The organism is Streptomyces sp. NPDC036813, assembly GCF_055609245.1.
In genome coordinates, this window is record NZ_JBVJPV010000002.1 from 149,952 (window position 1) to 174,839 (window position 24,888).

The 24,888-nt window shown below is 71.8% G+C and carries 27 protein-coding genes; 12 read left to right on the top strand and 15 right to left on the bottom strand.

Features of this window, described 5'->3' with window-relative positions:
• Positions 1-21: 21 nt before the first annotated feature.
• The 3 genes from treS to ACZ67Q_RS04730 all read right to left on the bottom strand — a co-directional run bounded on the left by treS (position 22) and on the right by ACZ67Q_RS04730 (position 4,100).
• On the bottom strand, positions 22-1,740 hold the full coding sequence (gene treS / locus ACZ67Q_RS04720) for a maltose alpha-D-glucosyltransferase (RefSeq protein ID WP_471176373.1): 1,719 nt from the start codon (positions 1,738-1,740) through the stop codon (positions 22-24).
• Positions 1,741-1,772: 32 nt separating this feature from the next.
• Entirely contained in the window at positions 1,773-3,728 is a 1,956-nt protein-coding gene (locus tag ACZ67Q_RS04725; RefSeq protein ID WP_471176375.1) for an alpha-1,4-glucan--maltose-1-phosphate maltosyltransferase, read from the bottom strand.
• Between the two features lie 72 nt (positions 3,729-3,800).
• The gene (locus ACZ67Q_RS04730; protein WP_471176378.1) at positions 3,801-4,100 is read right to left on the bottom strand and encodes a DUF5133 domain-containing protein; all 300 of its coding nucleotides are present in this window, start codon (positions 4,098-4,100) and stop codon (positions 3,801-3,803) included.
• 292 nt (positions 4,101-4,392) lie between these two features.
• Here ACZ67Q_RS04730 and ACZ67Q_RS04735 point away from each other — a divergent pair, with 292 nt between their 5' ends.
• Positions 4,393-4,899 (top strand): pep a2, encoded by a 507-nt coding sequence (locus ACZ67Q_RS04735; protein WP_471176381.1) that lies wholly within the window; start codon positions 4,393-4,395, stop codon positions 4,897-4,899.
• Positions 4,896-7,064, top strand: a complete 2,169-nt coding sequence (glgX, locus tag ACZ67Q_RS04740) for a glycogen debranching protein GlgX (protein ID WP_471176383.1) — start codon at positions 4,896-4,898, stop codon at positions 7,062-7,064. Before ACZ67Q_RS04735 ends, glgX begins: the two co-directional genes overlap by 4 nt.
• A gap of 477 nt (positions 7,065-7,541) precedes the next feature.
• Here glgX and ACZ67Q_RS04745 read toward each other — a convergent pair whose 3' ends face one another.
• On the bottom strand, positions 7,542-8,354 hold the full coding sequence (locus ACZ67Q_RS04745) for a VOC family protein (protein WP_471176386.1): 813 nt from the start codon (positions 8,352-8,354) through the stop codon (positions 7,542-7,544).
• A 130-nt stretch (positions 8,355-8,484) separates the two neighbouring features.
• On the opposite strand from ACZ67Q_RS04745, the gene ACZ67Q_RS04750 reads away from it, so the two are divergent.
• Complete coding sequence (locus ACZ67Q_RS04750) at positions 8,485-8,820, top strand: ANTAR domain-containing protein (protein ID WP_471176389.1); 336 nt, start codon at positions 8,485-8,487, stop codon at positions 8,818-8,820.
• Positions 8,821-8,928: 108 nt separating this feature from the next.
• Here ACZ67Q_RS04750 and ACZ67Q_RS04755 read toward each other — a convergent pair whose 3' ends face one another.
• Positions 8,929-9,720, bottom strand: coding sequence for an RNA polymerase sigma factor SigF (locus ACZ67Q_RS04755; RefSeq protein WP_471176392.1), 792 nt, complete (start codon positions 9,718-9,720; stop codon positions 8,929-8,931).
• A 274-nt stretch (positions 9,721-9,994) separates the two neighbouring features.
• On the opposite strand from ACZ67Q_RS04755, the gene ACZ67Q_RS04760 reads away from it, so the two are divergent.
• From ACZ67Q_RS04760 to ACZ67Q_RS04775, 4 genes are all read left to right on the top strand, one after another.
• Positions 9,995-10,450, top strand: a complete 456-nt coding sequence (locus ACZ67Q_RS04760) for a MarR family winged helix-turn-helix transcriptional regulator (RefSeq protein ID WP_471176394.1) — start codon at positions 9,995-9,997, stop codon at positions 10,448-10,450.
• 68 nt (positions 10,451-10,518) lie between these two features.
• Positions 10,519-11,391, top strand: coding sequence for an ABC transporter ATP-binding protein (locus ACZ67Q_RS04765; protein WP_471177683.1), 873 nt, complete (start codon positions 10,519-10,521; stop codon positions 11,389-11,391).
• Positions 11,351-12,199: an ABC transporter permease gene (locus tag ACZ67Q_RS04770; protein ID WP_471176397.1), complete on the top strand. Its 849-nt coding sequence runs from the start codon at positions 11,351-11,353 to the stop codon at positions 12,197-12,199. Before ACZ67Q_RS04765 ends, ACZ67Q_RS04770 begins: the two co-directional genes overlap by 41 nt.
• A gap of 216 nt (positions 12,200-12,415) precedes the next feature.
• Positions 12,416-12,937, top strand: coding sequence for a hypothetical protein (locus ACZ67Q_RS04775; RefSeq protein WP_471176400.1), 522 nt, complete (start codon positions 12,416-12,418; stop codon positions 12,935-12,937).
• A 40-nt stretch (positions 12,938-12,977) separates the two neighbouring features.
• Here the strand turns inward: ACZ67Q_RS04775 and hemC are convergent, their stop codons facing one another.
• Genes hemC through ACZ67Q_RS04795 form a run of 4 tightly spaced genes read right to left on the bottom strand, consistent with a single transcriptional unit; the run spans position 12,978 to position 15,969 of the window.
• The gene (gene hemC / locus ACZ67Q_RS04780) at positions 12,978-13,913 is read right to left on the bottom strand and encodes a hydroxymethylbilane synthase (RefSeq protein ID WP_471176402.1); all 936 of its coding nucleotides are present in this window, start codon (positions 13,911-13,913) and stop codon (positions 12,978-12,980) included.
• A gap of 28 nt (positions 13,914-13,941) precedes the next feature.
• Positions 13,942-14,409, bottom strand: coding sequence for a GNAT family N-acetyltransferase (locus ACZ67Q_RS04785; protein WP_471176405.1), 468 nt, complete (start codon positions 14,407-14,409; stop codon positions 13,942-13,944).
• Positions 14,406-14,924 (bottom strand): hypothetical protein, encoded by a 519-nt coding sequence (locus ACZ67Q_RS04790; RefSeq protein WP_471176407.1) that lies wholly within the window; start codon positions 14,922-14,924, stop codon positions 14,406-14,408. Before ACZ67Q_RS04790 ends, ACZ67Q_RS04785 begins: the two co-directional genes overlap by 4 nt.
• Before the next feature lie 7 nt (positions 14,925-14,931).
• Positions 14,932-15,969, bottom strand: coding sequence for a questin oxidase family protein (locus ACZ67Q_RS04795; protein ID WP_471176410.1), 1,038 nt, complete (start codon positions 15,967-15,969; stop codon positions 14,932-14,934).
• Between the two features lie 143 nt (positions 15,970-16,112).
• Here ACZ67Q_RS04795 and ACZ67Q_RS04800 point away from each other — a divergent pair, with 143 nt between their 5' ends.
• Positions 16,113-16,406, top strand: a complete 294-nt coding sequence (locus tag ACZ67Q_RS04800; protein ID WP_471176412.1) for a YciI family protein — start codon at positions 16,113-16,115, stop codon at positions 16,404-16,406.
• Between the two features lie 24 nt (positions 16,407-16,430).
• Here ACZ67Q_RS04800 and ACZ67Q_RS04805 read toward each other — a convergent pair whose 3' ends face one another.
• Both ACZ67Q_RS04805 and ACZ67Q_RS04810 read right to left on the bottom strand, forming a co-directional pair.
• The gene (locus ACZ67Q_RS04805) at positions 16,431-17,198 is read right to left on the bottom strand and encodes an NPP1 family protein (RefSeq protein ID WP_471176414.1); all 768 of its coding nucleotides are present in this window, start codon (positions 17,196-17,198) and stop codon (positions 16,431-16,433) included.
• Positions 17,199-17,321: 123 nt separating this feature from the next.
• A complete protein-coding gene (locus tag ACZ67Q_RS04810) occupies positions 17,322-18,305 on the bottom strand; it encodes an ATP-dependent DNA ligase (protein ID WP_471176416.1) in 984 nt (327 codons plus the stop codon).
• Between the two features lie 148 nt (positions 18,306-18,453).
• On the opposite strand from ACZ67Q_RS04810, the gene ACZ67Q_RS04815 reads away from it, so the two are divergent.
• From ACZ67Q_RS04815 to ACZ67Q_RS04825, 3 genes are all read left to right on the top strand, one after another.
• The gene (locus tag ACZ67Q_RS04815) at positions 18,454-18,960 is read left to right on the top strand and encodes a MarR family winged helix-turn-helix transcriptional regulator (RefSeq protein ID WP_471176419.1); all 507 of its coding nucleotides are present in this window, start codon (positions 18,454-18,456) and stop codon (positions 18,958-18,960) included.
• Positions 18,961-19,241: 281 nt separating this feature from the next.
• Positions 19,242-19,616 (top strand): DoxX family protein, encoded by a 375-nt coding sequence (locus tag ACZ67Q_RS04820; protein ID WP_471176421.1) that lies wholly within the window; start codon positions 19,242-19,244, stop codon positions 19,614-19,616.
• Positions 19,616-20,071, top strand: coding sequence for a peroxiredoxin (locus tag ACZ67Q_RS04825; RefSeq protein ID WP_471177686.1), 456 nt, complete (start codon positions 19,616-19,618; stop codon positions 20,069-20,071). Before ACZ67Q_RS04820 ends, ACZ67Q_RS04825 begins: the two co-directional genes overlap by 1 nt.
• A 4-nt stretch (positions 20,072-20,075) precedes the next feature.
• Here the strand turns inward: ACZ67Q_RS04825 and ACZ67Q_RS04830 are convergent, their stop codons facing one another.
• Both ACZ67Q_RS04830 and ACZ67Q_RS04835 read right to left on the bottom strand, forming a co-directional pair.
• A complete protein-coding gene (locus ACZ67Q_RS04830) occupies positions 20,076-20,648 on the bottom strand; it encodes a DNA polymerase ligase N-terminal domain-containing protein (protein WP_471176424.1) in 573 nt (190 codons plus the stop codon).
• A gap of 45 nt (positions 20,649-20,693) precedes the next feature.
• Positions 20,694-21,527: an aldo/keto reductase gene (locus tag ACZ67Q_RS04835; RefSeq protein WP_471176426.1), complete on the bottom strand. Its 834-nt coding sequence runs from the start codon at positions 21,525-21,527 to the stop codon at positions 20,694-20,696.
• Positions 21,528-21,625: 98 nt separating this feature from the next.
• Between ACZ67Q_RS04835 and ACZ67Q_RS04840 the strand changes: the two genes are divergently transcribed.
• On the top strand, positions 21,626-22,687 hold the full coding sequence (locus ACZ67Q_RS04840; RefSeq protein WP_471177688.1) for a LacI family DNA-binding transcriptional regulator: 1,062 nt from the start codon (positions 21,626-21,628) through the stop codon (positions 22,685-22,687).
• Here the strand turns inward: ACZ67Q_RS04840 and ACZ67Q_RS04845 are convergent.
• Positions 22,650-24,029, bottom strand: a complete 1,380-nt coding sequence (locus ACZ67Q_RS04845) for a glycoside hydrolase family 32 protein (protein ID WP_471176429.1) — start codon at positions 24,027-24,029, stop codon at positions 22,650-22,652. The genes ACZ67Q_RS04840 and ACZ67Q_RS04845 overlap by 38 nt on opposite strands.
• The gene (locus ACZ67Q_RS04850; RefSeq protein ID WP_471176431.1) at positions 24,026-24,880 is read right to left on the bottom strand and encodes a carbohydrate ABC transporter permease; all 855 of its coding nucleotides are present in this window, start codon (positions 24,878-24,880) and stop codon (positions 24,026-24,028) included. The genes ACZ67Q_RS04845 and ACZ67Q_RS04850 overlap by 4 nt, the downstream gene beginning before the upstream one ends.
• Positions 24,881-24,888: the final 8 nt, after the last annotated feature.

Consider the following 24,888-nt stretch of genomic DNA (forward strand, 5'->3'; position numbering starts at 1 on the left):
ACGCGTCCTTTCCTCGGCGCGCTACTGTCGGCGGCCGATGCGGGATGCGACTCGGGCGAGCCGGAACCAGTAGAAGCCGTGGCCTGCGATGGTGAGCAGGTAGGGCAGCTCTCCGATGGCGGGGAAGCGCACCCCGCCGAAGAGTTCGACCGGATGGCGGCCGTTGTAGGCCCGCAGGTCCAGCTCGGTGGGCTGGGCGAAGCGGGAGAAGTTGTGCACGCACAGCACGAGGTCGTCCTCGTACTCGCGCAGGAACGCCAGCACCGCCGGGTTCGACGAGGTCAGCTCCGTGTACGTCCCCAGTCCGAAGGCGGGGTTCTGCTTGCGGATCTCGATCATCCGCCGGGTCCAGTGCAGCAGGGAGGAGGGCGACGCCATGGACGCCTCGACGTTGGTGACCTGGTAGCCGTAGACCGGGTCCATGATCGTGGGCAGATAGAGCCGCCCGGGGTCGGCCGTGGAGAAGCCGGCGTTGCGGTCCGGCGTCCACTGCATGGGGGTGCGTACGGCGTCGCGGTCGCCGAGCCAGATGTTGTCGCCCATGCCGATCTCGTCGCCGTAGTAGATGATCGGCGAGCCGGGCAGGGACAGCAGCAGCGCGGTGAAGAGTTCGATCGTGTTGCGGTCGTTGTCGAGCAGCGGGGCGAGGCGCCGCCGGATGCCGATGTTGGCGCGCATCCGCGGGTCCTTGGCGTATTCGGCCCACATGTAGTCGCGCTCTTCGTCCGTGACCATCTCGAGCGTGAGCTCGTCGTGGTTGCGCAGGAAGATGCCCCACTGGCAGCCCGACGGGATCGGCGGCGTCTTCGCCAGGATTTCCGACACCGGATAGCGGGATTCCCGCCGCACCGCCATGAAGATGCGCGGCATGACCGGGAAGTGGAAGGCCATGTGGCACTCGTCGCCGCCGGCGGCGTAGTCGCCGAAGTAGTCGACCACGTCCTCCGGCCACTGGTTGGCCTCCGCCAGCAGCACCGTGTCCGGGTACATCAGGTCGATCTCGCGGCGTACCCGCCTCAGGAACTCATGGGTTGCCGGAAGGTTTTCGCAGTTGCTGCCTTCCTCCGCGTACAGATAGGGCACCGCGTCCAGCCGGAAGCCGTCGATGCCGAGGTCCAGCCAGAACCGCAGCGCGGCCAGGATCTCCTCCTGGACCGCCGGGTTCTCGTAGTTGAGGTCCGGCTGGTGGGAGAAGAAGCGGTGGAAGAAGTACTGCCCCCGCACCGGGTCGTACGTCCAGTTGGAGCTCTCGGTGTCGACGAAGATGATCCGGGCGTCCGGGTAGCCCTTGTCGTCGTCGGCCCACATGTAGAAGTCGCCGTAGGGCCCGTCGGGGTTCTTGCGCGACTCCTGGAACCACGGGTGCTGGTCGCTGGTGTGGTTCATGACGAAGTCGATGATCACGCGCATGCCGCGCTGGTGGGCGGCGTCCACGAACTCCACGAAGTCCGCCAGGTCACCGAACTCGGGCAGCACCGAGGTGTAGTCGGAGACGTCGTAGCCGCCGTCCCGCAGGGGCGACTTGAAGAAGGGCGGCAGCCACAGGCAGTCGACGCCCAGCCACTGCAGATAGTCGAGTTTGGCGGTGAGTCCCTTGAGGTCGCCGACGCCGTCGCCGTTGCTGTCCTGGAAGGAGCGGACGAGGACCTCGTAGAAGACGGCACGCTTGAACCAGTCGGGGTCCCGGTCCTTTGCCGGGGTGTCCTCGAAGGTGTCCGGGACGGGCGAGTTGACGGACATGGGGCTGATCGACCTCCGTTTCGTGGGGTGACTCACCGGACGTGGAACACGTGGGCCGGCGTCCGGCCGGGGTCGAGGCGCACGTAGTTGGCGCCCGACCAGCGGTAGGTCGCACCGGTCAGTTCGTCGTGCACGGTCGTCTCGGCGTGCCGGTCCAGGCCGAGTTGCGGCATGTCCAACGAGACCGTGGCCTCCTGGGTGTGGTGCGGGTCGAGGTTCGCCACCACGAGCACCGTGTCGTCGCCCTCGCGCTTGCTGTAGGCGATGACCGCGTCGTTGTCGGTGGCGTGGAAACGGAGGTTGCGGAGCCGGCGGAGCGCCGGGTGGCCGCGCCGGATCTCGTTGAGGCGGGTGATCAGCGGGGCGATGGTGCGGCCTTCGCGCTCGGCGGCCTCCCAGTCACGCGCCACGAGCTGGTACTTCTCCGAGTTCAGGTACTCCTCGCCGCCCGGCTTCAGCGGGGTGTTCTCGCACAGCTCGTAGCCGGAGTAGACGCCCCAGGTGGGGGAGAGGGTGGCGGCGAGGACGGCACGCACCTCGAAGGCGGGGCGGCCGCCGTGCTGGAGGTAGCCGGGCAGGATGTCCGGGGTGTTGGCGAAGAAGTTCGGCCGCATGTACGAGGCCGCCTCGCCGGACAGCTCCGTGAGGTACTCCGTCAGCTCCTGCTTGCTGTTGCGCCAGGTGAAGTACGTGTACGACTGCTGGAAACCGATCTGCCCCAGGGTGTGCATCATCGCCGGGCGGGTGAACGCCTCGGCCAGGAAGATCACGTCCGGATCGGAGGCGTTGATGTCCGTGATGACCCGCTCCCAGAAGACCACCGGCTTGGTGTGCGGGTTGTCGACGCGGAAGATCCGCACCCCGTGCTCCATCCAGTGCCGCAGGACACGGACCGTCTCGGTGACCAGGCCGTCCATGTCCTGGTCGAAGGCGATCGGATAGATGTCCTGGTACTTCTTCGGCGGGTTCTCGGCGTAGGCGATCGTCCCGTCGGGCCGGTGGTGGAACCACTCCGGGTACTTGTGCACCCAGGGGTGGTCGGGGGAGCACTGGAGCGCGAAGTCGAGGGCGATCTCCAGGCCATGGGAGCGTGCCTGCCCCACGAACCAGTCGAAGTCCTCGATCGTGCCCAGCTGCGGGTGCACGGCGTCGTGGCCGCCCTCCGACGAGCCGATCGCCCACGGCACGCCCACGTCCTTTGGACCGGCGGTGAGGGTGTTGTTCTTCCCCTTGCGGAAGGTCGTGCCGATCGGATGGATCGGCGGCAGATAGACGACGTCGAAACCCATCGCGGCGATCTTCGGCAGCCGCCGCGCCGCCGTCCGGAAGGTGCCGTGCGGCTGCTCCGGCGTGCCCTCCGAGCGCGGGAAGAACTCGTACCAGGACCCGAACAGCGCCCGCTCCCGCTCCACCAGCAGCGGCATGGCCTTGGACGCCGTGACCAGTTCCCGCAGCGGATGGCGGGCCAGGACCTCGTCCACCTCCGGCGCCAGCGCGGCGGCGTAACGCTCCTGCACCGGCAGCGAGTCGTCCAGCAGCGTCTTCGCGGTCTCCCGCAGCAGGGCGCGCGCCGGGCCACGCGGCGCCCGGGCCGCCGCCCGCTCGTACAGCTGGCCGCCCTCCTCCAGCACCAGGCCCGTGTCGATGTCCGCCGGGATCTTGATCGCCGCGTGCCGGCGCCAGGTGGTGACCGGATCGCTCCACGCCTCCACGGTGTACGTCCAGTGGCCCTCCGCGTCCGCCGTCACCTCGGCGCCCCAGCGGTCGCTGCCCTCGGCCAGTTCACGCATGGGAGTCCAAGGCCCCTTGCGGCCGTCGGGACCGCGCAGGACGACGTTCGCGGCGACCGCGTCGTGCCCCTCGCGGAACACGGTCGCGGTCACCTGGAACGTCTCGCCCACGACGGCCTTCGCCGGTCGCCTGCCGCACTCCACGCGCGGATGGACATCCCGCACGGGGATACGGCCGATGGGCCTGGTGGACTTCATCGTGAACCTCCTGCGTGCTCGAAGCCGGGCCGCGGCCCGGCTGGTGGATGTCCAAGCTGCACCGGAGGAGGGCTAGTGCTCCGCCGGGAAACGCCGGGCGGAGCGTGATCCACTCCTGCGCGCCACGTTTTTCGTCCGTCGTCGCGGAGCGCCCTGCCACAGGGAGGTGGCCGCGTCCGACCGCAGATACCGTTCGGCGGCGTCGGCGGCCTCCCGGGCGCAACGCTTGCCCATCAGCACGCACAGGGTGTATCCGGTGTCCTCGAAGGTGGCCCTGACCGCGGTGTCGGCCGGGGAGGCGAGCATGGCCCGCTCCCACGCGCGGTAACGCTGCAGATGCCTGGCGACTTCGGCTTTCGCGGGTAGCAGCATGGCGCTGTTCACCTTCCGGGAGTGCGAGAGGTATGACGCCCGACGGACGGGCCGGCCGCGCACGCAGAGGGGCATCAGCCGAAAAACCTCTCGTGGCCTTCACTTATGGTGCACGCGCGATGACCTACCGTCCTGTTGGATCTTGGCCGTGGTGCGCTCGTGTTGCACGAATGGCGTATCACCCTCAGTGTTGGAGGTGACTCAGAAGCGAACATCGCTCACGCTTCGTGTTCGGGGTTCCGCCCGCCAGGGCGTTAGGAGCCTGAGCGTCGCCGGTGAGGAGCCAACGACGATGAAGACCGCAGTGCCCTGCTACTACCACCTCGACGTGGAAGTCAGCCCGGAACGGGTCGGACAGGTCAGGCGCATTCTGGCCGCGCACCTGAAGTACTGGGACCTGGAGAACCTGGTCGAGCCCGTGTGCCGCAGCACCGAGATGCTGCTGCGGGCCATCGACGAACACGCCACCGACAAGAACACCTCCATCGAGATGTGGTGGAACGGTCAGCACCTGATCACCGCCATCGGGGAGAACGACTGCGACCTGCGCCCGGACCAGGACCTGCGCAGCTGCCTGGAGCGCCTCGCGGCGAGCAGCGACGGGTGGGGGTGCTGCGCCACCGACACCGGCAGCAAGGTCATCTGGTTCTCGCAGCGGGCCCGTGTCGGCGACCGCGAGCCGCTCATCCCGACCACGCCGTTCCCGGCCCTGCGCGAGATGCTCCAGGTGCCGCGTGCGCTGCGGAGCGTCGCCCTGGCCGGCGAGACGGTGGGCGACGTACTGGAGGCGAGCCGGTGACGACCACCGACCCGAAGAAGAAGGCAGGGGTGCCCGTGTGGAGCGGGCACCCCTACCCGCTGGGTGCCGTACATGACGGGCAGGGCACCAACTTCGCGCTGTTCAGCGAGGTCGCCGAGCGCGTCGAACTGATCCTCGTCGACGATCGCGGCGCCCACCGCACCGTCGCGCTGACCGAGGCGGACGGCTTCGTCTGGCACGGCTACCTCCCGGGCGTCGGCCCCGGCCAGCGCTACGGCTACCGGGTGCACGGGCCGTGGGCACCGGCCATGGGCCACCGGTGCAACCCCGCGAAGCTGCTCCTCGACCCGTACGCACGTGCGGTCGACGGCCAGATCGACAACCACCCCTCGCTGTACGAGCGCAGTCCCCAGGGCCCCGACCCGGCCGACAGCGCCGGGCACACCATGCTCGGCGTGGTCACCGACCCGTACTTCGACTGGGGCGACGACCGGCCGCCGCGCACCCCCTACGCCGACAGCGTGATCTACGAGGCGCACGTGCGCGGCCTGACCCGCACCCACCCCGACGTGCCGCCCGAGCTGCGGGGCACCTACGCCGGCCTCGCTCACCCCGCGATCCTCGAACACCTGACCTCGCTCGGTGTGACCGCGGTGGAGCTGATGCCGGTCCACCAGTTCGTCCAGGACGGCGTACTGCAGGACAAGGGCCTGGCCAACTACTGGGGCTACAACACCATCGGCTTCTTCGCCCCGCACAACGCCTACGCCGCCCACGGCAGCCGGGGCCAGCAGGTCGCGGAGTTCAAGTCGATGGTCAAGGCGATGCACGCGGCCGGACTCGAGGTCATCCTCGACGTCGTCTACAACCACACCGCCGAGGGCAACGAGAAGGGCCCGACCCTGTCCTTCCGCGGCATCGACAACGCCTCGTACTACCGCCTGGTGGACGGCGACTTCGCGCACTACTACGACACCACCGGCACCGGCAACAGCCTGCTGATGCGCCACCCCTACGTGCTGCAGCTGATCATGGACTCGCTGCGGTACTGGGTGACGGAGATGCACGTCGACGGGTTCCGCTTCGACCTCGCGGCCACGCTGGCGAGACAGTTCCACGAGGTGGACCGCCTATCGGCCTTCTTCGACCTCATCCAGCAGGACCCGGTGATCAGCAGAGTGAAGCTGATCGCCGAGCCCTGGGACGTCGGTGAGGGCGGCTACCAGGTCGGCAACTTCCCGCCGCTGTGGTCGGAGTGGAACGGCAAGTACCGCGACACGGTACGGGACTTCTGGCGCACCGAGCCCGGCTCGCTCGGCGAGTTCGCCTCACGCCTGACCGGCTCCTCCGACCTCTACCAGCACAACCGGCGCCGCCCGCGCGCCAGCGTCAACTTCGTCACCGCGCACGACGGCTTCACCCTGCGCGACCTCGTCTCCTACAACGACAAGCACAACGAGGCCAACGGCGAGGGCAACCGCGACGGCGAGAGCCACAACCGCTCCTGGAACTGCGGCACCGAGGGCGAGACCGCCAACCCCGCGGTCCTGGAACTGCGCGCCCGCCAGCAGCGCAACCTGCTCGCCACCCTCCTGCTGTCCCAGGGCATCCCGATGCTGTCCCACGGCGACGAACTCGGACGCACCCAGCGCGGCAACAACAACGCCTACTGCCAGGACAACGACATCTCCTGGATCGACTGGCGGCTGACCGACGAACAGCGCGACCTGGCCGACTTCACCCGCCGTCTCATCCAACTGCGCGCCGAGCACCCGGTACTGCGCCGCCGCCGCTTCTTCCGCGGCGAAACCGCGACCAACGCCGACCAGCCCCTGCCCGACCTCGTCTGGCTGCTGCCGGACGCCCAGGAGATGACAGACGAGGAGTGGCAGCGCTCCGACGCCCACTGCATCGGCGTCTTCCTCAACGGCGACGCCATCGCCGAACCGGACCGCTACGGCCGCCCGGTCGTCGACGACTCCTTCCTCCTCCTGCTCAACAGCTACTGGGAACCGGTGGTCTTCACCCTCCCCGCCCCCCTGTACGGCGACCGCTGGACGGCCCGCATCGACACCGCGGAACCGGACGGCACCCCCGACGAAACCGAGTACAAGGCAGCGACGGACCTTACGGTCGCCCCCCGCAGCCTGATCGTCCTCTCCCGCCCGTCCCGAGGCCGAAGAAACCCTCCGGAACGCGGCTGACCGCCCGAAGGAGCCGCTGCCTACGGGCGGCGGCTCCTTCGCCATGCAGGGCGACGCCTGCACCCGCCGACGGCGGGAAGGGGCCGGGGTGGGGGGTGTCCGCCCGCAGCGGCCGGCACCGGCACAGGGCGCCGTACCGGGGAACGGGCGGCCGGACCGAGGACGGACACCCCCCCACCCCGGCCCCGCCGTGACCATCGGGCCGTAGGCGCTACGCACGCCACGACGCGACCGCGACGGGCCGCCGCAGGCAAAAAAGGGGCGCGGGGAACGGCGCGACCAGCCACAACGAAACCCGCAGACGACAACGCACACAACGCACCCGCAGACGACAACGCCCCTTATGTCACAACGCACCCGCAGACGACAACGCCCCCTACGTCACAACGAAACCCGCAGACGAGACAACGCCCCCCACCCCACAACGCACCCCCAGACGACAACGCAATCGCACCCCGAACAACGCCCCCCAGAGGGTCACCGCAACGTACGGGACGTAATCGTGAACTGCGCCCCATCCGGATCCCGCAGCACAGCCTCACCCGCCCCCTTGCCCAGCACACTCCCCCCATGCTGCTCCGCGGCCAACGCGCACGCCGTCACGTCGGCGACAGCGAAGTGGACCTGCCAGTGCGGCCGGATGGTCGGATCGGGCGCCGCCTCCAGCGCGCCCGACTCGATCCGGGCCACGATCTCGCCCTCGCTGCGCAGCACCACCTCGTCACCCTCGTAACCCACCTCGCAGCAGCCGGGCAGCCGCGAGGCCCAGTCGAGGATCTCGCCGTAGAAGATCGCCGCATCGAACGCGTCGCGGGTGTGCAGCCGGATGAACGCCGGCGCGGCCTGCCGCCAGCTCTCCCAGTTCGTGAAGAGCTCGCCCTCCCAGATCCCGAACGTCGCCCCGTCCCGGTCCGCGATCAGCGCGGCCCGCCCCGGCGGCAGCGAGATCGGCCCGACGGCCACCGTCCCACCACGCTCGCGCGCCCGCGACACCGCCTCGTCGGCGCTCGGCACCGCGAAGTACGGCGTCCACGCCACCGCCATCTGCCACATCGTGGCGACCGCCGCGATCCCGGCGACCGGCACGTCGTCCGCCAGCGCGATCCGGAACCGGTCGCCCAGCTTCCCCTTGCGCCACTTCCACCCCAGCACCGCCGAATAGAAGTCCTGGGTGGCCTCCAGATCGCGGCTGGTCAGGCTCACCCAGCAGGGCGCGCCGAAAACGTGGTGGGACGAGACGACCTCGGTCGCTCGCGGGGACGGTGGGGAGGGTGGCGTGTCGTGGTTCATGGCGCTCGCGTCCTGATCTCTTCGGCCGGTCGGCCACCGGTCCACCTCCAGTGTCCGACCGGACCCCTGCGGGCCGCCTGTCGAATACCCCCGGTGGCGGCGGGCGGCCCCCGGGGGCAACGTTGGAGAGGTGGCACGAGTACCGCGGGACCCGGACGACGAAACCGGTCGGCTCTTCGAGCTCCAGGAAGAAGTGGATCAGCTCAAGGAAGCGGTCACCTCGCACGCCGTGGTGGACCAGGCGATCGGAATGATCGTGGCACTCGGCCGGATGACACCCGATCAGGGCTGGCAGGTCCTGAAGGAGGTCTCGCAGCACACCAACATCAAGCTCCGCAATGTCGCGGAGCTGATACTCATCTGGGCCCGCACAGGGGAGATGCCGCCACAGATCCGTGCGGAGCTCGAGGACGCGATGGACCGCAACGGCCCCACCCAGATCCCAGGGACGCCACCGACCGGGTGACGCCCCTGTCTGCGAACCACTGCGAACGATCACGGACCGCTGCCTGGACCACGGTCCGGCTCACCGCCCGGACCACCGGACCCCTGCCTGGACCAGCCACGTCCCGGATCACTGCCGCTCGGCGAGGATCTCCTCACGCAGCTGGGCGAAGCAGCCGCTGAGCAGCCGCGAGACGTGCATCTGGGAGATGCCCAGCTGCTCGGCGATCCGGCTCTGTGTCATCCCCTGGAAGAACCGCAGGTAGAGGATGGTCCGCTCGCGCTCCGGGAGGGCCTGCAGGCACGGCTTGACCGCCTCGCGGTCCACGACTGTGTCGAAACCCGGGTCCGGGCCGCCGAGGGCGTCCCCGAGGGCGTAGCCGTCGGTGCCGGGCATCTCCGCCTCCAGCGACAGCGCGGAGAAGCACTCCAGCGCCTCCATGCCGGTACGCACCTCCTGCTCGGTGAGCTGGGCGTACGCGGCGATCTCGGCGATGGTGGGCGGCCGGCCCGGGATGGTCTGGCCGAGTTCCTTGACCGCACGCCGGACGCGGTTGCGCAGGTCCTGGACCCGGCGCGGCACGTGCAGCGTCCACATGTGGTCGCGGAAGTGCCGCTTGATCTCGCCGGTGATCGTCGGCACGGCGTACGCCTCGAAGGCGCCGCCGCGGTCCGGGTCGAAGTGGTCGACGGCCTTCACGAGCCCGAGGGCGGCGACCTGGTACAGGTCCTCGAGGGACTCCCCGCGGCCGCGGAACCGTACGGCGATCCGCTCGGCCATGGGCAGCCACAGGCGGACCAGCTCGTCGCGCAGAGCCTTGCGCTCGGCGCCGTCGGGCAGTGTCGCCAGGCGGGCGAAGTCGGCGGCGGTGTCGGGGGCGTCGTCGTGCGGATGCTGCTGCGTCCTGATGGCGGTACGCATCGATGCGCGCCTCCCTCAGCGAATGCTGGGTGGACAGACACCGTGGGACGAGCACGCGGACCGGACATGGAGGGCGTCGGGTCCGGCACACCGGGCCCACGGAGGTGCCTCCTGTCCGAAGCACTGACAAGCAGATTCCCTTCTTCCATCAGGGTGAAACCCGATTCGCGAAGAACCTGGCGATTTGCGACCACCCGGCGGCGCTGTGTGAGCGCCGCCTCTCTTGACCCGCCCTTGGTCGGAATACCTCTGACACAGAGCTAATCTCGGCGTCGTGGACCAGGACACCCTCCCGGAGGAGCTCGCCGGCGCCCTCGTCGGTGTGCACCGGCTGACCCGGCGCCGACTGCGTGCCGGACTGACCGCCCCACGGCTGCGCGGCGCCGAGGTCGAACTGCTGCGACTGGCCGAGGCCCGGCCCGGCATCGGCATCTCCGAGGCGGCCAAGGAGCTCTGCCTCGCGGGCAATTCCGTCTCCACACTGGTCAACCACCTGGTCAGGGGCGGCTACCTGGTCCGCGAGACCGATCCCGCCGACCGTCGTGCCGCCCGTCTGCTGCCGACCGACGCCGCGCTCAAGCGGCTGCGGGACTGGCAGGAGCGCCGCGCCGAACTGCTGGACCGCCACCTCGCCGGGCTGCCCGAGGCCGACCGGGAGGCGCTGCGCGCCGCGGTACCGGCGCTGCGCCGGCTGGCCGAGAGCCTGAGGCAGGAGGGGGAGACCCCATGACCGACCCCGCGACCGGTCCCGCCACCACCCCCGCGACCGGCCCCATGGGCGACCCCTTGGCCGGATCCATGGCCGACCCCGCGACCGGTCCCGCGACCGCCACCGGCCCCCTGGCCGATCCCGTCCCCGACGCCGTGTCCTGCGCCGGCCTGGTGTACGCCTTCGGTGCGACGAAGGCGGTCGACGGGCTCGACCTGACCGTCCGGCAGGGCGAGGTCTTCGGACTGCTCGGGCCGAACGGCGCCGGCAAGACGACCGCGATCCGCTGCCTGACCACCCTGCTCCCGGTCCCGCCGGGCACGATCCGCGTGTTCGGCCACGACGCGGCCCGCGAACGCATGGCCGTACGGCGCCTGCTCGGTTACGTGCCGCAGCAGTTGTCCGCCGACGCGGGCCTGACCGGCCGCGAGAACGTCGCCCTGTTCGCCCGCGTCTTCGACGTGCCGCGCCGCGAACGCGCCCCCCGGGTCGCCCAGGCGCTGACGGCCGTCGGCCTCTCCGACGCCGCCGACCGGCTCGCCGGCACCTACTCCGGCGGCATGGTCCGCCGCCTCGAACTCGCCCAGGCTCTCGTCAGCGCGCCCCGCCTGCTGATCCTCGACGAGCCGACCATCGGCCTGGACCCCATCGCCCGCACCGGCGTGTGGGACCACATCAACGCCGTACGCGCCGCCACCGGCATGACGGTACTGGTGACCACGCACTACATGGACGAGGCCGACCAGTACTGCGACCGGGTCGGCCTGATGCACCGCGGCCGCATCCGGGCCCTCGGCACCCCCGCCGAACTGCGCGCCGGGCTCGCCGAACGGCGCGGCACGGCGACCCCGGCCACGCTGGAGGACGTCTTCCGCGATGTCGCCGGCAGCGGCCTCGACGACACCTCAGGAGACTTCCGCGATGTCCGATCCACCCGCCGCACCGCACGCCGCGTCGGCTGACCCCGCGCCCGGCCTCCTGCTCCGCCCGCCCGAGCCCAGGGCGCCCTGGCGGCTGGTGCCCGCCCGGGTGTTCGCGATGTGCGCGGTCGAACTGCAGAAGCTGCGCCACGACCGCACCGAGCTGTACACCCGGGCCGTGCAGCCCGCTCTGTGGCTGCTGATCTTCGGTCAGACCTTCACCCGCATCCGGGCGATCCCGACCGGCGGCATCCCCTACGTCGACTACCTGGCGCCCGGCATCATCGCCCAGTCCGCGATGTTCATCGCCATCTTCTACGGCATCCAGATCATCTGGGAGCGCGACGCCGGAGTCCTCAACAAGCTGCTGGTCACGCCGACTCCGCGCGCCGCGCTCATCACCGGCAAGGCATTCGCCGCCGGGGTCAAGGCACTTGTCCAGGCGGTCGTCGTCCTCGTCATCGCCGCGGCGCTAGGCGTCGCGCTGACCTGGAACCCGCTGAAGCTGCTCGCCGTCGCGGCGGCCGTGGTCCTCGGATCGGCCTTCTTCTCCTGCCTGTCGATGACCATCGCCGGCATCGTGCTCAGCCGCGACCGGCTGATGGGTTTCGGGCAGGCCATCACCATGCCGCTGTTCTTCGGTTCCAACGCCCTCTACCCCCTCTCCGTCATGCCCGGCTGGCTCCGGGCCGTCAGCCGGGCCAACCCGCTCAGCTACCAGGTCGACGCCCTGCGCGGCCTGCTGCTGGGCACCCCCGCGCACCTGGGTGCGGACTTCGCGGTGCTCCTGGTGGCCGCTGCGCTCGGCATCACCGCAGCCTCCTCGCTGCTGGGCCGGCTGGCCCGCTGATCATGACCCACCGTCAAGATCGCTGATCATGGCCGCGGACGTGATGTGCGGCACGCCCCCGAAAACAGGCCGAACGACCGGAAACAGATTCTCCCTGCGCACGGCTTGATCACCGATCACCGACGCCGAATCCGCTGGCCACAGCGCCTGAGGCGCATTTGACAGTGCCCTGACCGCCTGGATAGGAAGCAGCTCTCAGAAGTCGAGAGGTGGACTGTGTACGAGCCGAACGTGGTCGGGGACTGGCACGAGTACGAGGAGCATGCCGGTCTGCGCGTCCGCGTCCACCGTCTGGAGCAGGCGGAGCCGCCGCGCGGACGGGACGACGCGGCCGAGGGGCTGACGTACTTCGCGCTGCGGGTGACGGTCGAGAACCGCGGACCCGAGCGGTTCGGCGTCCACCTCGAGGACGGCCAGATCGACGTGCGCGTCGGAGCCGACGGCGAGGGCGCCTTCATCGACTGGCGCAACTCGCAGTTCATCGAGGGCTTCGACGTCTACCCGCTGCGCCGGGTCACCGCCGTGCTGTACGCCGCCGGCCCCGAGGACGCCCTGAGCCAGGTGGACGTCCAGGTCCAGCTGCGGGTCGACGAGGAGTGGGCGGAGCGCCGGATGTGGACCGGCGGCCTGGGCGTGAAGGCCCAGCCCTCCCACGTCCCGGCCGGCGCGGGCCGGGACTGCCTGGCTCACCAGGTCAGCACCTTCCTGCGCGACCAGGCCGAAGAGGGCACCGCCTGACGCTCCGGCCGCCCGCCCGGTGACGTGCGACCGTGTCCGCTCAGTGCGCGATACCGTCGATGATCTCTCGCGCGCCCTGCCGCAGCAGCGCCACCGCCACCGACGTGCCCAGCGTCGCCGGGTCCAGCCGCCCGGCCCACTCGTGGGCGTTCAGACGGGTCTTGCCGTCCGGGGTGAAGACACAGGCGCGCAGCGAGAGTTCTCCGCTGCGGTCCACGCGGGCGAAGCCGGCGATCGGGCTGTTGCAGTGGCCCTGCAGCACATGCAGGAACATCCGCTCCGCCGTGGCCTCCCGGTGCGTGTCGGGATCGCCGAGCGCGCTGACGGCGTCGATGAGGTCGCCGTCGTCCTGCCGGCACTGCAGGGCGAGGATGCCCGCGCCGATCGGCGGCATCATCACGTCGGGGGAGAGCACCTCGCTGATGACGTCCGGCCGCCCGATGCGCTCCAGGCCCGACACGGCCAGCAGCAGCGCGTCGGCGTCCCCGGCCGCCAGCTTCTCCAGCCGCCGGTTGGCGTTGCCGCGGAACGGCACGCACGTCAGATGCGGGTGGGTGGCAGCCAGTTGGGCGATCCGGCGCACCGACGAGGTGCCGACGCGGGTGCCGGCGGGGAGTTCGTCGAAGGTGAGCCCGCCCGGGTGTACGAGGGCGTCCCGGATGTCGTCCCGCTTCAGGAACGCGGCGAAGACCGTCCCGGCCGGCAGCGGCCGGTCCGCGGGCACGTCCTTGACGCAGTGCACCGCGAGGTCGGCCTCGCCGGCCAGCAGGGCCGCGTCGACCTCCTTGGTGAAGGCCCCCTTGCCCTCGACCTGGGACAGATCGCCGAGCCACTTGTCCCCGGTGGTCTTCACCGGTACGACCTCGGTGCGCACCCCGGGGTGCAGTGCGGCCAACTCGGCGCGGACGCGCTCCACTTGGGCCAGTGCCATCGGCGAGTCGCGGGAGACGATGCGAATCAGTTCCGGAACGGACATGCGGGCCACGATAGACCCTCCACGCCGCTCAGCGCGCCACGGCCAGGCTGTAGCGCAGCTTCTCCCGGGCGCGGGCGCCGAGCCGGTCGTAGAAGCGCGCCGCGCCCTCGTTCCAGGCCGGGGTCTGCCACTGCACCTCGGTCAGGCCCAGCGCGCGGGCCTCGGCGACGACGGCGTCCACCAGCAGCGCGCCCAGGCCGCCGCCCCGGTGGTCCGGGTCGAGGAACAGGCAGTCCATGTGCAGGTATTCGCGGGCCTCCCAGGTGGACAGCTCCGGCGCGCACGTGGCGTAGCCGACCACCTCCCCGCCCGGCAGCTCGGCCACCAGGCAGCGCAGCCGGGGCCGCGCTGTGTCGAAGAGCAACACGGCCAGACGCTCGGCGAGACCGGGCGCGGGCGGCGCGGAACGTTCGTAGGCGGCGTGCTGGGCGGCGAGTTCGGCGACCCGCGCCAGATCGGCGCGCACCGCCGGGCGCACGCGTGCGGCGGCGGTCATCGCAGGGTCCCCTCGAGGGTGTCGCCGGCCCAGGACGCGAGCCGTTCGGCGAGCGCGCCGGTGCCGTCCAGGACGTGCCGGGAGAACGCCTCGCGCTCGTACGCGAGGAGGGCGGCCTCCCACACACAGGGCGCGAGACCCGCACGCCCGGGCCGCAGCAGCTCCGGTTCGCCGGCCGGGCCGGTGAAGACCGCGAGGTCCGACATGTAGCCCTCGATCCAGGTGTGGACCAGCAGATAGTCGCCGTCGCCGCCCGCGTGCACGATCAGCACCGCGAGCCCGAGCGAACCGCGCGTCCGGCCCAGCGCCAGGTGCTCCCCGGCGATCCGCAGCGCCGCCTCGGTCTCCTGCTCGCCGACCGTCCGCCCGGGCGCCTCGATCGCGTACGCCTTCACCAGGTGACCGGCGGCCCGGCGGGAGCCGAGCGGCCTGGCGGCCCGGGCGTGGTGGCCCTCGGCGAGCGCGAGGACGGCGTCCGCCGGGACGGCCGCGGGCAGTTCGTCGTGATGATCCATCCGCACATCATGGGGTCACGGGGTCTGGTCGGACCAGCGGTTCGCTCAGCTCGACGGCGCGCAGCGCGGCGGCCAGGGCCTGTTCGTCGCCGACGCCCAGGGCGGTGTCGGTCAGCTTGATCACGTGCTCGTCCCCGTGCGCGAGCGCCCGCTCCAGCACGTCCTCGGCGGTCAGGGCGCCCGGCGTCCGCCAGGGGACCGGCTCGGCGGGCGCGTACATGGCGGTGACCGCCGCGGACGCCGTCCACGCTGCGTGCAGACTGGGCACCCACATCTCCCGTGGCAGCGCCTCCAGCGTGCGCAGGACGGCGTTGGGTGCGGTCGCCGCGTGGACCAGCATGGTCTCCTCGCCGTGCCCGTGGGTGGCGTACCGGTGCGTGGCGGCCCGGACGAGTTCGGTGAGCCGGGCCCGGGCCGTGTCGGGATCGGCCACGTCCTGCGCCCAGCCGGGCAGCCGCCGTACGGCCGCCAGCCGGGCCGGGAAACCCCCTTCGGCCCCCTCGACGGGCAGCACCGCGTCCAGCGTCCGCGCCGCGCTGTCCGCGCCGGGGAGCGTGACGATGCCCTCGACGGTACGGTGCCGGGCCGCCCAGTAGCCGAGGGCGTGGGCGAGTTCGGTGCGCCGGGGCGCGCTGTCCTCCCGGCCGAGGGCACGGACGGAGTGGCCGACCCGGATCACCGGGTGCGTGGAGCCGCCGTACAGACCGGGCAGCAGCCTCGGCCACCACTCGGCGAGGACGGCGCGCCACGGGCGGTCGGCGAGCGCGCGGGAGAAGTGGCCGATCCAGTCGGCCGCCCGCCGGTGATCGCCCAGCGCCTCGCGCCAGTTGTCGTCCGTGACGGGGGCGACCGGGTCGGGGAAGTCCTCCAGCTTGCGGCGGTAGAGGTCCAGCCAGCGGTGCACGGCCCCGGCCCGGCCATGTGCGGCGAGCGCCTCGACCACCATGGGGGCGTGGTTGGTGAGCCGCCCCAGCCGTTCCGGACCGGTGGCGTGCAGGCGTTGGAACGCCTCGTCGAGTTCTCCCGTGCTGTCGTTCGGCGTCATGGCCCCTGACGCTACGCCGCGTCCTCCGACCGCGGATCGGCCTGCGGTCCGAAGCCGGCCCAGACGGGAGTCCTGGACCTGCCGGTCCCGGCCGGTGGGAAACCCGGTCGCCGCGCGCCCGGGGGTCGGCTACGGTCCGCAGCATGTTCGTCGTCACAGTGACCTATACCGTGCCGCTGCCCGAGGTGGATCCGCACCGGCCCGCCCACGGCGACTGGCTGAACGACCTCGTCGCGCAGGGACTGCTCCTGGCAGCCGGGCGGCAAGTGCCGTTGACGGGTGGCGTGTACCTCGCCGCCTCCATGCCCGCCGAGGCGCTCGACCGGATCCTGGCCACCGATCCGTACCTGCTCAACGGCGTCGCCGCGCACAAGGTCGTCGAGTTCGTTCCCCTGCTGGTCACACCGGGCCTGGAGGGCCTCAAGGCCGAGGCGTGAGCGGAGCGCGGCGGCGGCAGGTCGTCAGGCGTTCGGGTCGAAGGGGATGCCGGCGGGCTCGGCCGAGGCCAGGTGGGAGGCGAAGCTCCCGTCCTTCAGGCCGAAGTGCGCACTGCCGAAGTCGTAGGCGCTCAGCTTCTCGCGGATGCCCGGCGGGTAGCCGTTCCAGCCGACGAGCGGCGGGTACTGCCAGGTGTGGCGGTGGTTCTCCGGCGGCTCGTCGTTCGTGTTGGCCAGGCGGAAGCAGTGTGTGCCGATGCCGTCCTTGTGATAGACGACCTTGGCGTGGGTGCCCTCGAAGCGCACCTCGGACGCAGGGTGCACGGTGAACGAGCCGTGGTTGGACGTGGAGACGTACTTGACCTGGTTGTCCTGCACCCAGACCGCCACGTGCTCCCAGTCGTGGCGGTGTCCGCCGATGCTGCTGCCGGGCAGGGCCTGGTCCTTCTCGAAGTACAGGCCGTACAGGACGACGCACCAGCCGTTGTTGCACTTGGAGCGGGAGTAGCCGTTGGTGTTGTCCAGGTCGGCGGCGTCGTGGCAGTTGCCGTTGAGGGCACCGGTCGGGTTCAGGCCGCCGTTGACGGTGCCGTCCGGGCCGATGGCCGGCGTGGGATAGCAGCCGTCGGTGTCGTAGTCGAACGCCGGCTGGAAGGTGCGCTCCAGGCTGTCGGCGTTGGCCGGCAGGGCCTGCGGCGGGCCGGCGAAGGCGGCCGTGGGTACGGCGACGACGAGCGCGAGCGCGCCGCCGAGTCCGGTGAGCCATCTCCTGCGGTGGACCTTGAACGTCACTGCGTCCTCCTCCTGGCACGGGGACGTCGGGCGGCTGTGGGGGCGTTCAGCGTCCCGCGTTTTACATGTCCGCGCCAAGAGGGGCGGGGTATCTCCTCGGTGAAGTCCCGCCGAATACACGGATCATGACGAGGTGTCGGGCAGATCGGCGGCCGACTCCTCGGGCGTGAGGTCCTGCCGCAGTCGCAGCCAGGACGGCTGACGCAGCATCCCCGCCCGGGTCCGGGTGCTGTAGCGCACCTCCCCGACGAGCCGGGGCAGCACCCACCGCGCGCCCGCCACCTTCGGGAGGGGTGTGAACGGGCAGGCGCCGGTCGCCAACTCACCGAGCAGTCCGGCCAGATGCGTCCGCTCCTGCTCGCTCCAGCCGGTGCCCACCCCGCCCACGTACCGCAGTGCGCCGGCCGCGTCGCGCTGGCCGACCAGCACCGCGCCCGGCAGCCCCGACAGCCGTCCCTTGCCCGGCAGCCAGCCGCCGACGATCACGTCGACACCGTGCATGTTGCGGATCTTGATCCAGGCGCGGGAGCGCACCCCCGGCTCGTACACGGAGTCCAGGCGCTTGCACACCAGGCCCTCCAGGCCGTGTTCGCGGGTGGCCGCCAGCGCCTCGGCGCCATGGCCGACGAGCGCCGCCGGGGTCGACCAGTACGGCCCGTGCAGGCCGAGCGCCTCCAGGCGGGTGCGCCGCTGCTGGTACGGCAGGGCCAGCAGCGAGCGGCCGGCGAGGTGCAGGACGTCGAACAGGACGAGGTGGACGGGCTGTTCGGCCGCCTTGCGCGCCGCGCGTGCCGGGGCGTGGGCGAGCCCCATCCGGGACTGCAGCAGCTGGAAGTCCGCCCGGCCCCGCGCGTCCAGGGCCAGCACCTCTCCGTCCAGCACGGCCGGAGTGCCGCCGAGCGCGTCGCCCAGCGCGTGCAGCTCCGGGTAGGCGGCGGTGATGACCTCACCGGAGCGGGCCCGCAGCACCACGGTGCCGTCCCCGGCCAGGTATGCCACGACACGCTGCCCGTCCTGCTTCGTTTCGTACGCCCACCGGGAGTCCTGGGAGGCGGGCGGCAGGGTGCCGGGTGTGGCGAGCATGGGAATGATCAGTGGCAGGGTCACGTCCTGAAAGGTGGACGCGGGGACCGGGCGTCACGCGCGGGGCGCGGCGGATTCGCCTGAACGGGTCGGCGGGCGGCTCCCCGGAGCGCAGGGAGCCGGCCCGGCTGGGAATTACTTGAGTTACGCAACGATATGGTAGCGTGGGTCCATGGCAACATCACCGCTTCCCGCCGCCCCCGCTGCCTCCCCGGAAGTCGCCGAGATCGAGCGCGCTCTGAACCGGATCACCTACCTCAGCACCCGGGCGCGGCAGCACGAGCGGCTGATGGCCCTGGCGGGCGTCCCGCTGGACCGGGCCGCGGTGGCCCTGCTGCGCCAGGTCGCCGACTCCGAGCCCCTGCGCTCCGGGGAGCTGGCCAACCGGCTCGGCGTGGAAGCCTCGCACGTCACGCGTACCGTGCAGCAGCTGCAGAAGTCCGGGTACGTCACGCGCGTGCCCGATCCCGACGACGGGCGCGCGCAGCGTATTCAGCTGACGGAGGCGGGGCGCAGTGCGGTGGACGCCGTCCGGGACGCGGGGGCGCGCGGTATGCAGCTCGCGTTGGCCGAGTGGTCCACGGAGGATCTGCGACAGCTCGCCACGCTGTTTCATCGCATGGTGGACGACTTTCTGGCGCGGGCCGCAGTGGTGGAGGCGGAGGGGGACGGCGCCTGACCTGTGCCTGCGGGCGGCTTGGGCGGGTGCGCCTGCGGCGGCGTGTGCGGGCGGCGCCGCGGCTGGTCGCGACCACGGGGCGGAGCCGCAGATCGACGCAGCCCCGCGCCCCTTGAATGCCCGCGGCGGCCCGTACGGCTGAACGGTGGGCTGGCCCGTGCGGCTGAACGGTGGGCGGGTGCAGCGCCTGCGGTCCGTGGTGGAGCGGGCCCCGGTGGAGGCTGTTCGCGCGGCCCTACTAACCAGTAATATCGCGCGTCTGGTCACCCTCAGGAGGAACCGTGCCCGAACGTTCACCCCTGCTGCTCGCCGGGCTGCTGGCCGCGGCGGGTGTCGCCCACTTCGCCGCGCCCCGTTCGTTCGACGCGACCATCCCGCGTGCGCTGCCCGGACGGCCGCGCACCTGGACGTACGCCAGTGGCGCCGCCGAACTGGTCCTCGCGGCGGGTCTGGCCGTTCCGCGCACCCGGCGGACCGCCGCGCTGGCGGCGGCCGGGTTCTTCGTCGGGGTGTTCCCGGCGAATGTGAAGATGGCCGTCGACTGGCGTCGGCGTCCGGCACCGCAGCGGACCGCGGCCCTGGCGCGGCTGCCCCTTCAGGTGCCGCTCGTGCTGTGGGCGCGTGGTGTCGCGCGCGCCGCGGAGGTGCGGCCGTGATCACCGTGGGGGACCGGGTCGAGGACTTCGCCTTGCCCGATGAGACGGGCACTGTCCGGCGGCTCACCGGGCTTCTCGCCGACGGGCCGGTCGTGCTCTTCTTCTACCCGGCCGCTCTCACCCCCGGCTGCACCGCCGAGGCCTGTCACTTCCGGGATCTCGCCGCCGAGTTCGCCGCCGTCGGGGCCCGTGCGGTCGGGATCAGCGGTGACGCCGTGGACCGGCAGCAGGAGTTCGCCGCACGTCATGCGTTGGGTGTGCCGCTGCTCGCCGACGTCGACGGTGCCGTGCGGGAGCGCTTCGGCGTGAAGCGCGGGTTCTCCCTCGCGCCCACCAAACGGGTCACCTTCGTCATCGCCGAGGACCGTACCGTTCTCGAGGTCGTCCGCAGCGAACTGCGGATGAACACGCACGCGGACCGGGCGCTGGCCGCGCTGCGCAAGCACCGGGAATGACGGCTCACCCGTCCGCGGCGACCTGGGCGAGTGTCCGGCCCGTGCGGACCGAGCGGGCGCGGCGCGGATCGGGTGTGCCGCGGCCGGCCGCTGGGCGTCCGGCCTTGACCAGCAGCCAGTCGCCGTCCCGGAACCGGGTGAGCGCGTACTCGCCGCGCAGCTTGCTCCCCTTCAGCCGGAACGTGGCGTGCCCGCGCTCCAGCGACTCCGCGAAGTCGACGGGACGGCCGCGGCGGTCGTGGCTCAGGGGTTCGTAGGTCCCGGCGTCCCAGACGATCACCGTGCCGCCGCCGTACTCGCCCTTGGGGATCACTCCCTCGAAGTCCTCGTACTCCAGCGGGTGGTCCTCGGTGGGCACGGCCAGCCGCTTGTCGTGCGGGTCGCCGGACGGCCCCTTCGGCACCGACCAGGACTTCAGCACGTCGCCGACCTGCAACCGGAAGTCGAAGTGCATCCGCCGCGCGTCGTGGATCTGGACCACGAACCGGGGCTCGTCGCTCGCGGCCGAGGTGCGGCCCTGCGGCTCCGCGGTGCGGGCGAAGTCCCGTTTGGCGTGGTACTCCCGCAAGCGCTCCACGGGTTCCTCCTTCCGACGGGAGCGACGGGTACCCCGCGCGGCGGCTCAGAACTCCTCGTGGGTCTCCGGGTCGCCGCCGAGCCGGCGCGGGCCGTGGTGGTGTCCCACGGCCTCCATCTCCTCGGCGTCCAGCTCGAAGCCGAAGACGTCCAGGTTGTCCCGCCGGCGCTCGTGGTCGGCGGACTTGGGGATCGGCAGTGCGCCGAGCTGGACGTGCCAGCGCAGGACGACCTGGCCGGGCGACACCCCGTACTTCCGGGCGATGCCGGCGATCCTCGGGTCGTCCAGCAGATGGCTGCCCCTGCCGAGTGGGCTCCAGCTCTCGGTCACGATGTTCTGCTCGGCGTGGAAGGCGCGCAGCTCGCGTTGCGGGAAGAGGGGATGCAGCTCGATCTGGTTCACGCTGGGCAGGACGCCGGTCTCCTTGTGCAGGCGTGCGATGTGCTCCGGGGTGAAGTTGGAGACGCCGATCGAGCGGACCAGGCCGTCCTCCCGCAGTTTGATCATCGCCCGCCAGGAGTCGACGTACTTGTCGAGGCGGGGGAGCGGCCAGTGGATCAGATAGAGGTCCACGTGGTCGAGACCGAGACGCCGGCGGGACTCCTCGAAGGAGGCGAGGGTCTCCTCGTAGCCGTGGTGGCGGCCCGGCAGCTTCGTCGTCACCACCACGTCCTCGCGTGGCACGTCGCTGCCCGCGATGCCCCGGCCCACGCCGGTCTCGTTGCCGTAGTTCGCCGCCGTGTCCACCAGGCGGTAGCCCAGGGCGAGTGCGCCGCGCACGGCCTGCTCGGCCAGTGCGTCGTCCATCGGCCAGGTGCCGAGCCCGAGGGCCGGGATCACCATGCCGTCGTTGAGGGTGTACGTCGGGATCTCGCTCACGGGTCGGACCTTCCCCTCGGCTGTGTCGTCCTACCAGCGTCACGGATAGGGTGAGCAGTGATCAACCGGACCGGGTGGGGATGAGGGCAGCGCACGGCATGGGCGGCACCGAGGAACAGCGCCCCGCGGGCACGCGCGCCACGTCACGCGACGTGGCACGGCTCGCCGGGGTGTCGCACACCGCGGTCTCCTTCGTCTTCAACGGCCGGGCCGAGGGCAACCTCTCGCCGGCCACCCAGGAACGCATCCGGCAGGCCGCCGCCCAGCTCGGCTACCGGCCCGACCCCGTCGCCCGCGGCCTGCGCCGCCGCCGTACGGCCGTGATCGGACTGGTCACCGACGAGATCGCGTCCTCGCCGTTCGCCGGGCGGCTGCTGCGCGGCGCCATGGAGACCGCGTGGGACCGCGAGCACCTGGTCCTCACCGTCGACTCCGGCGGCGACCCGGCCAAGGAGGACGCGGCCGTCGCCGAGCTGCTCGACCGGCGCGTGGACGGCATCATCTACGCGGCGATGTCCCTGCGCCGCGTCCGCGTCCCCGAGGGCCTGCACCGGACGCACTCGGTGCTGGCCAACTGCCTGCCCGAGGACGACTCCCTGCCCGCCGTCATCCCCGCCGAACGTGCCGGCGGCCGCACGGCGGCCCGGCTGCTGCTCGACCAGGGCCACCGGCGCCTCGCGCACATCGGCGGCCTCGACGACATCGCCTCCGTCGAGCGGCTGCGCGGCTTCCGCGACACGCTGCGCGCCGAGGGCATCACGGTCCCCAAGGAGTGGGTGGTGCGCACCGGCGGGGAGATCGCCGGCGGCTACGAGGGCGCCGTCCGGCTGCTCGAGGGCGCTGCGGCCGACCGCCGCCCCACCGGGATCTTCGCCTACAACGACCGGGTCGCGGCGGGCATCCTGCACGCCGCGACCCGGCTCGGGATCGACGTCCCCGCCGACCTGTCCGTCGTCGGTTACGACGACCAGGAGCACATGGCCGCCTTCCTCACCCCCGCCCTGACGAGTGTCGCCCTGCCGCACCGGGAGATGGGCGAGGCCGCCGCCACGTTGCTGCTGGACGCGATCGGCACGGGCCGTACCCCGGCCGCGACGGTACGGCGGATCGCGTGCCCGGTGGTCAGCCGTGCGTCGGTGGGACCAGCGCCCATCCGGTGACCGTCGCCGCTTCGCCGGTGACGACCAGCTCGGGCACATCGCCGGGCCGCCGGTAGACGCGCTCGGTGACCATGGCGCGGTCGTCGGCGAACAGCTCCAGCAGGGAACCGTCGACCAGCACGCGGACCGTACGGGCCGGGGTCCGGACCACGAGGGGTGCCGAGCCCTCCCGGCCCGCACGGGGCCAGGCGGAGCGGTCGAGGGTCACGGTGCCCGCGCCGGGGTCCAGCCGGACGGTCAGCTCCTCACCGGACGGCGACCGCAGCAGCGACACGGTGACCGGCGCGCCCGCGGTGACCTCCAGGTCGTACGCCTGCGGCAGCGGTGCCCGGGCCGGAGACGTCACGAACGGCTCGGGGGCGCGCAGGACGGCCAGCTCCGGAGCGGGGGACAGGCACAGGGATCCGTCCCCGGCCACGTCGAGGACCCGGGGGGCGGTGAGCACGCCGGCCCAGCCCGCGCGCTCGGCCTCGGCCGGGTCCCGCGCCTCCCAGGACCAGCCCCACATCAGGGCGCGGCCCGGTTCCTGGAGCACGGCGGGTGCGTAGAAGTCGCGGCCGTGGTCGAGGCGGCCGCCCGCGCGGGCCTCGAACCGCAGGCCGCCCTCGGCGTCGCCCACCAGACATCCCGTCAGGTAGCCGGTGGTGCAGGGGTCGCCGTCCCACAGCGACAGCACCAGGATCCACGCGCCGTCCGGCGTGAGCGCGAGCTGCGGGCACTCCCAGCCCACCGCCTTGTCACCGAACGCGTCCGCCGCGACCGGGTCGTTGCCGTCCAGCAGCACGCCCGCGAACCGCCACGCCGTCAGGTCGTCGCAGTCGTACAGCAGGACCGAGGGCGTACCGTCGGCGTGGCCCGCGCCGACCAGCGCCCAGCGCCGGCCGGCGTGGCGGAAGACGAACGGGTCGCGGAACATCACCACGTCCAGGCCCTCGGGCGGGCCGGACAGCACCGGCTCCGGCAGGGCCCTCCACTCGGTGAGCCCGGGGTCGTCCGGGTCGGCGGCGCGGGCCAGACAGATGGCACCGAGGCCGGTGTGGTGGTGGTCGATCCCGGTGTACACGGCGGTCGGCACGCCGTCGTCGTCGACCAGGCACCCCGACCAGCAGCCCGCCTCGTCGGGGCCGCCGGGAGTGGGCGTCAGCGCGATCGGGTGGGGCGTCCAACGGGCCAGGTCGCCACTGGAGGCGTGCCCCCAGTGGATGTTGCCGTGCACCGGAGCCTCGGGGTTGTACTGGTAGAAGAGGTGGTACCGGCCGCGCCAGCGGAACGGCCCGTTGGGGTCGTTGACCCAATGGGCGGGCGGGCGGACCCGGAAGCGCGGGGCATGGGCGAGGCTCAACGGTTGACTCCTGCGGAGGTGATGCCCTCACGGAGAGGGCGCTGGCCGACGAGGAACACGGCGACGGCCGGGATCATGGAGAGCACGACTCCGGCGAGGACGACGGAGATCGAACCGGTGCCGAGGTTGCCCTGGAGGGAGACCAGGCCCAGCGGCAGCGTGTAGTTCTGGTTGGAGGTCTCCAGGATCAGCGGCCGGAAGAACTCGTTCCAGTGGTAGTTGAAGGCGAGGACGCCGACGATGGCGAGTCCGGGCGCGGCCAGGGGCGCGTAGACGGAGCGGAAGGTCCGCCACGGTCCCGCGCCGTCCAGCATCGCCGCCTCGCCCAGGTCCTTCGGCATGCCGAGGAAGTACTGGCGCATCAGGAAGGTGCCGAACGCGGTCGGGAAGGCCGGGACGATCAGGCCGAGCAGGGTGTCGGTCAGACCCATCGACTTCAGCACCAGGAAGACCGGCACGATCGTCACCTGGAGCGGCACCATCATCGTCGCCAGGACCAGGGCGAACAGCGGCTTCTTGAAGCGGAACTCCAGGCGCGCGAAGGCGTAGCCCGCCAGGCCCGCGGTGATCATCTGGCCGGCCGCGACCAGCGCGGTCACCAGCGTGGAGTTCAGCGCCAGCAGCCACACGTCGATCTGGTCGAACACCCCGCGGTACGCCTCGGCCGTGGGGTGGGCCGGAATGATCCGCGGCGGCAGGTCGAAGGACTCGGCGGGGGTGCGCAGCGAGGTGGACAGGGTCCAGATCACCGGGCCGAGCGTCAGCAGCGCGCACACCGTCAGACCGGCGATGCGCGCCCAGGGCGCGAGGGAGTGGCGGGTACGGCTCAGGGTCGGGGTCGCTTGGCTCATGTCGCTCA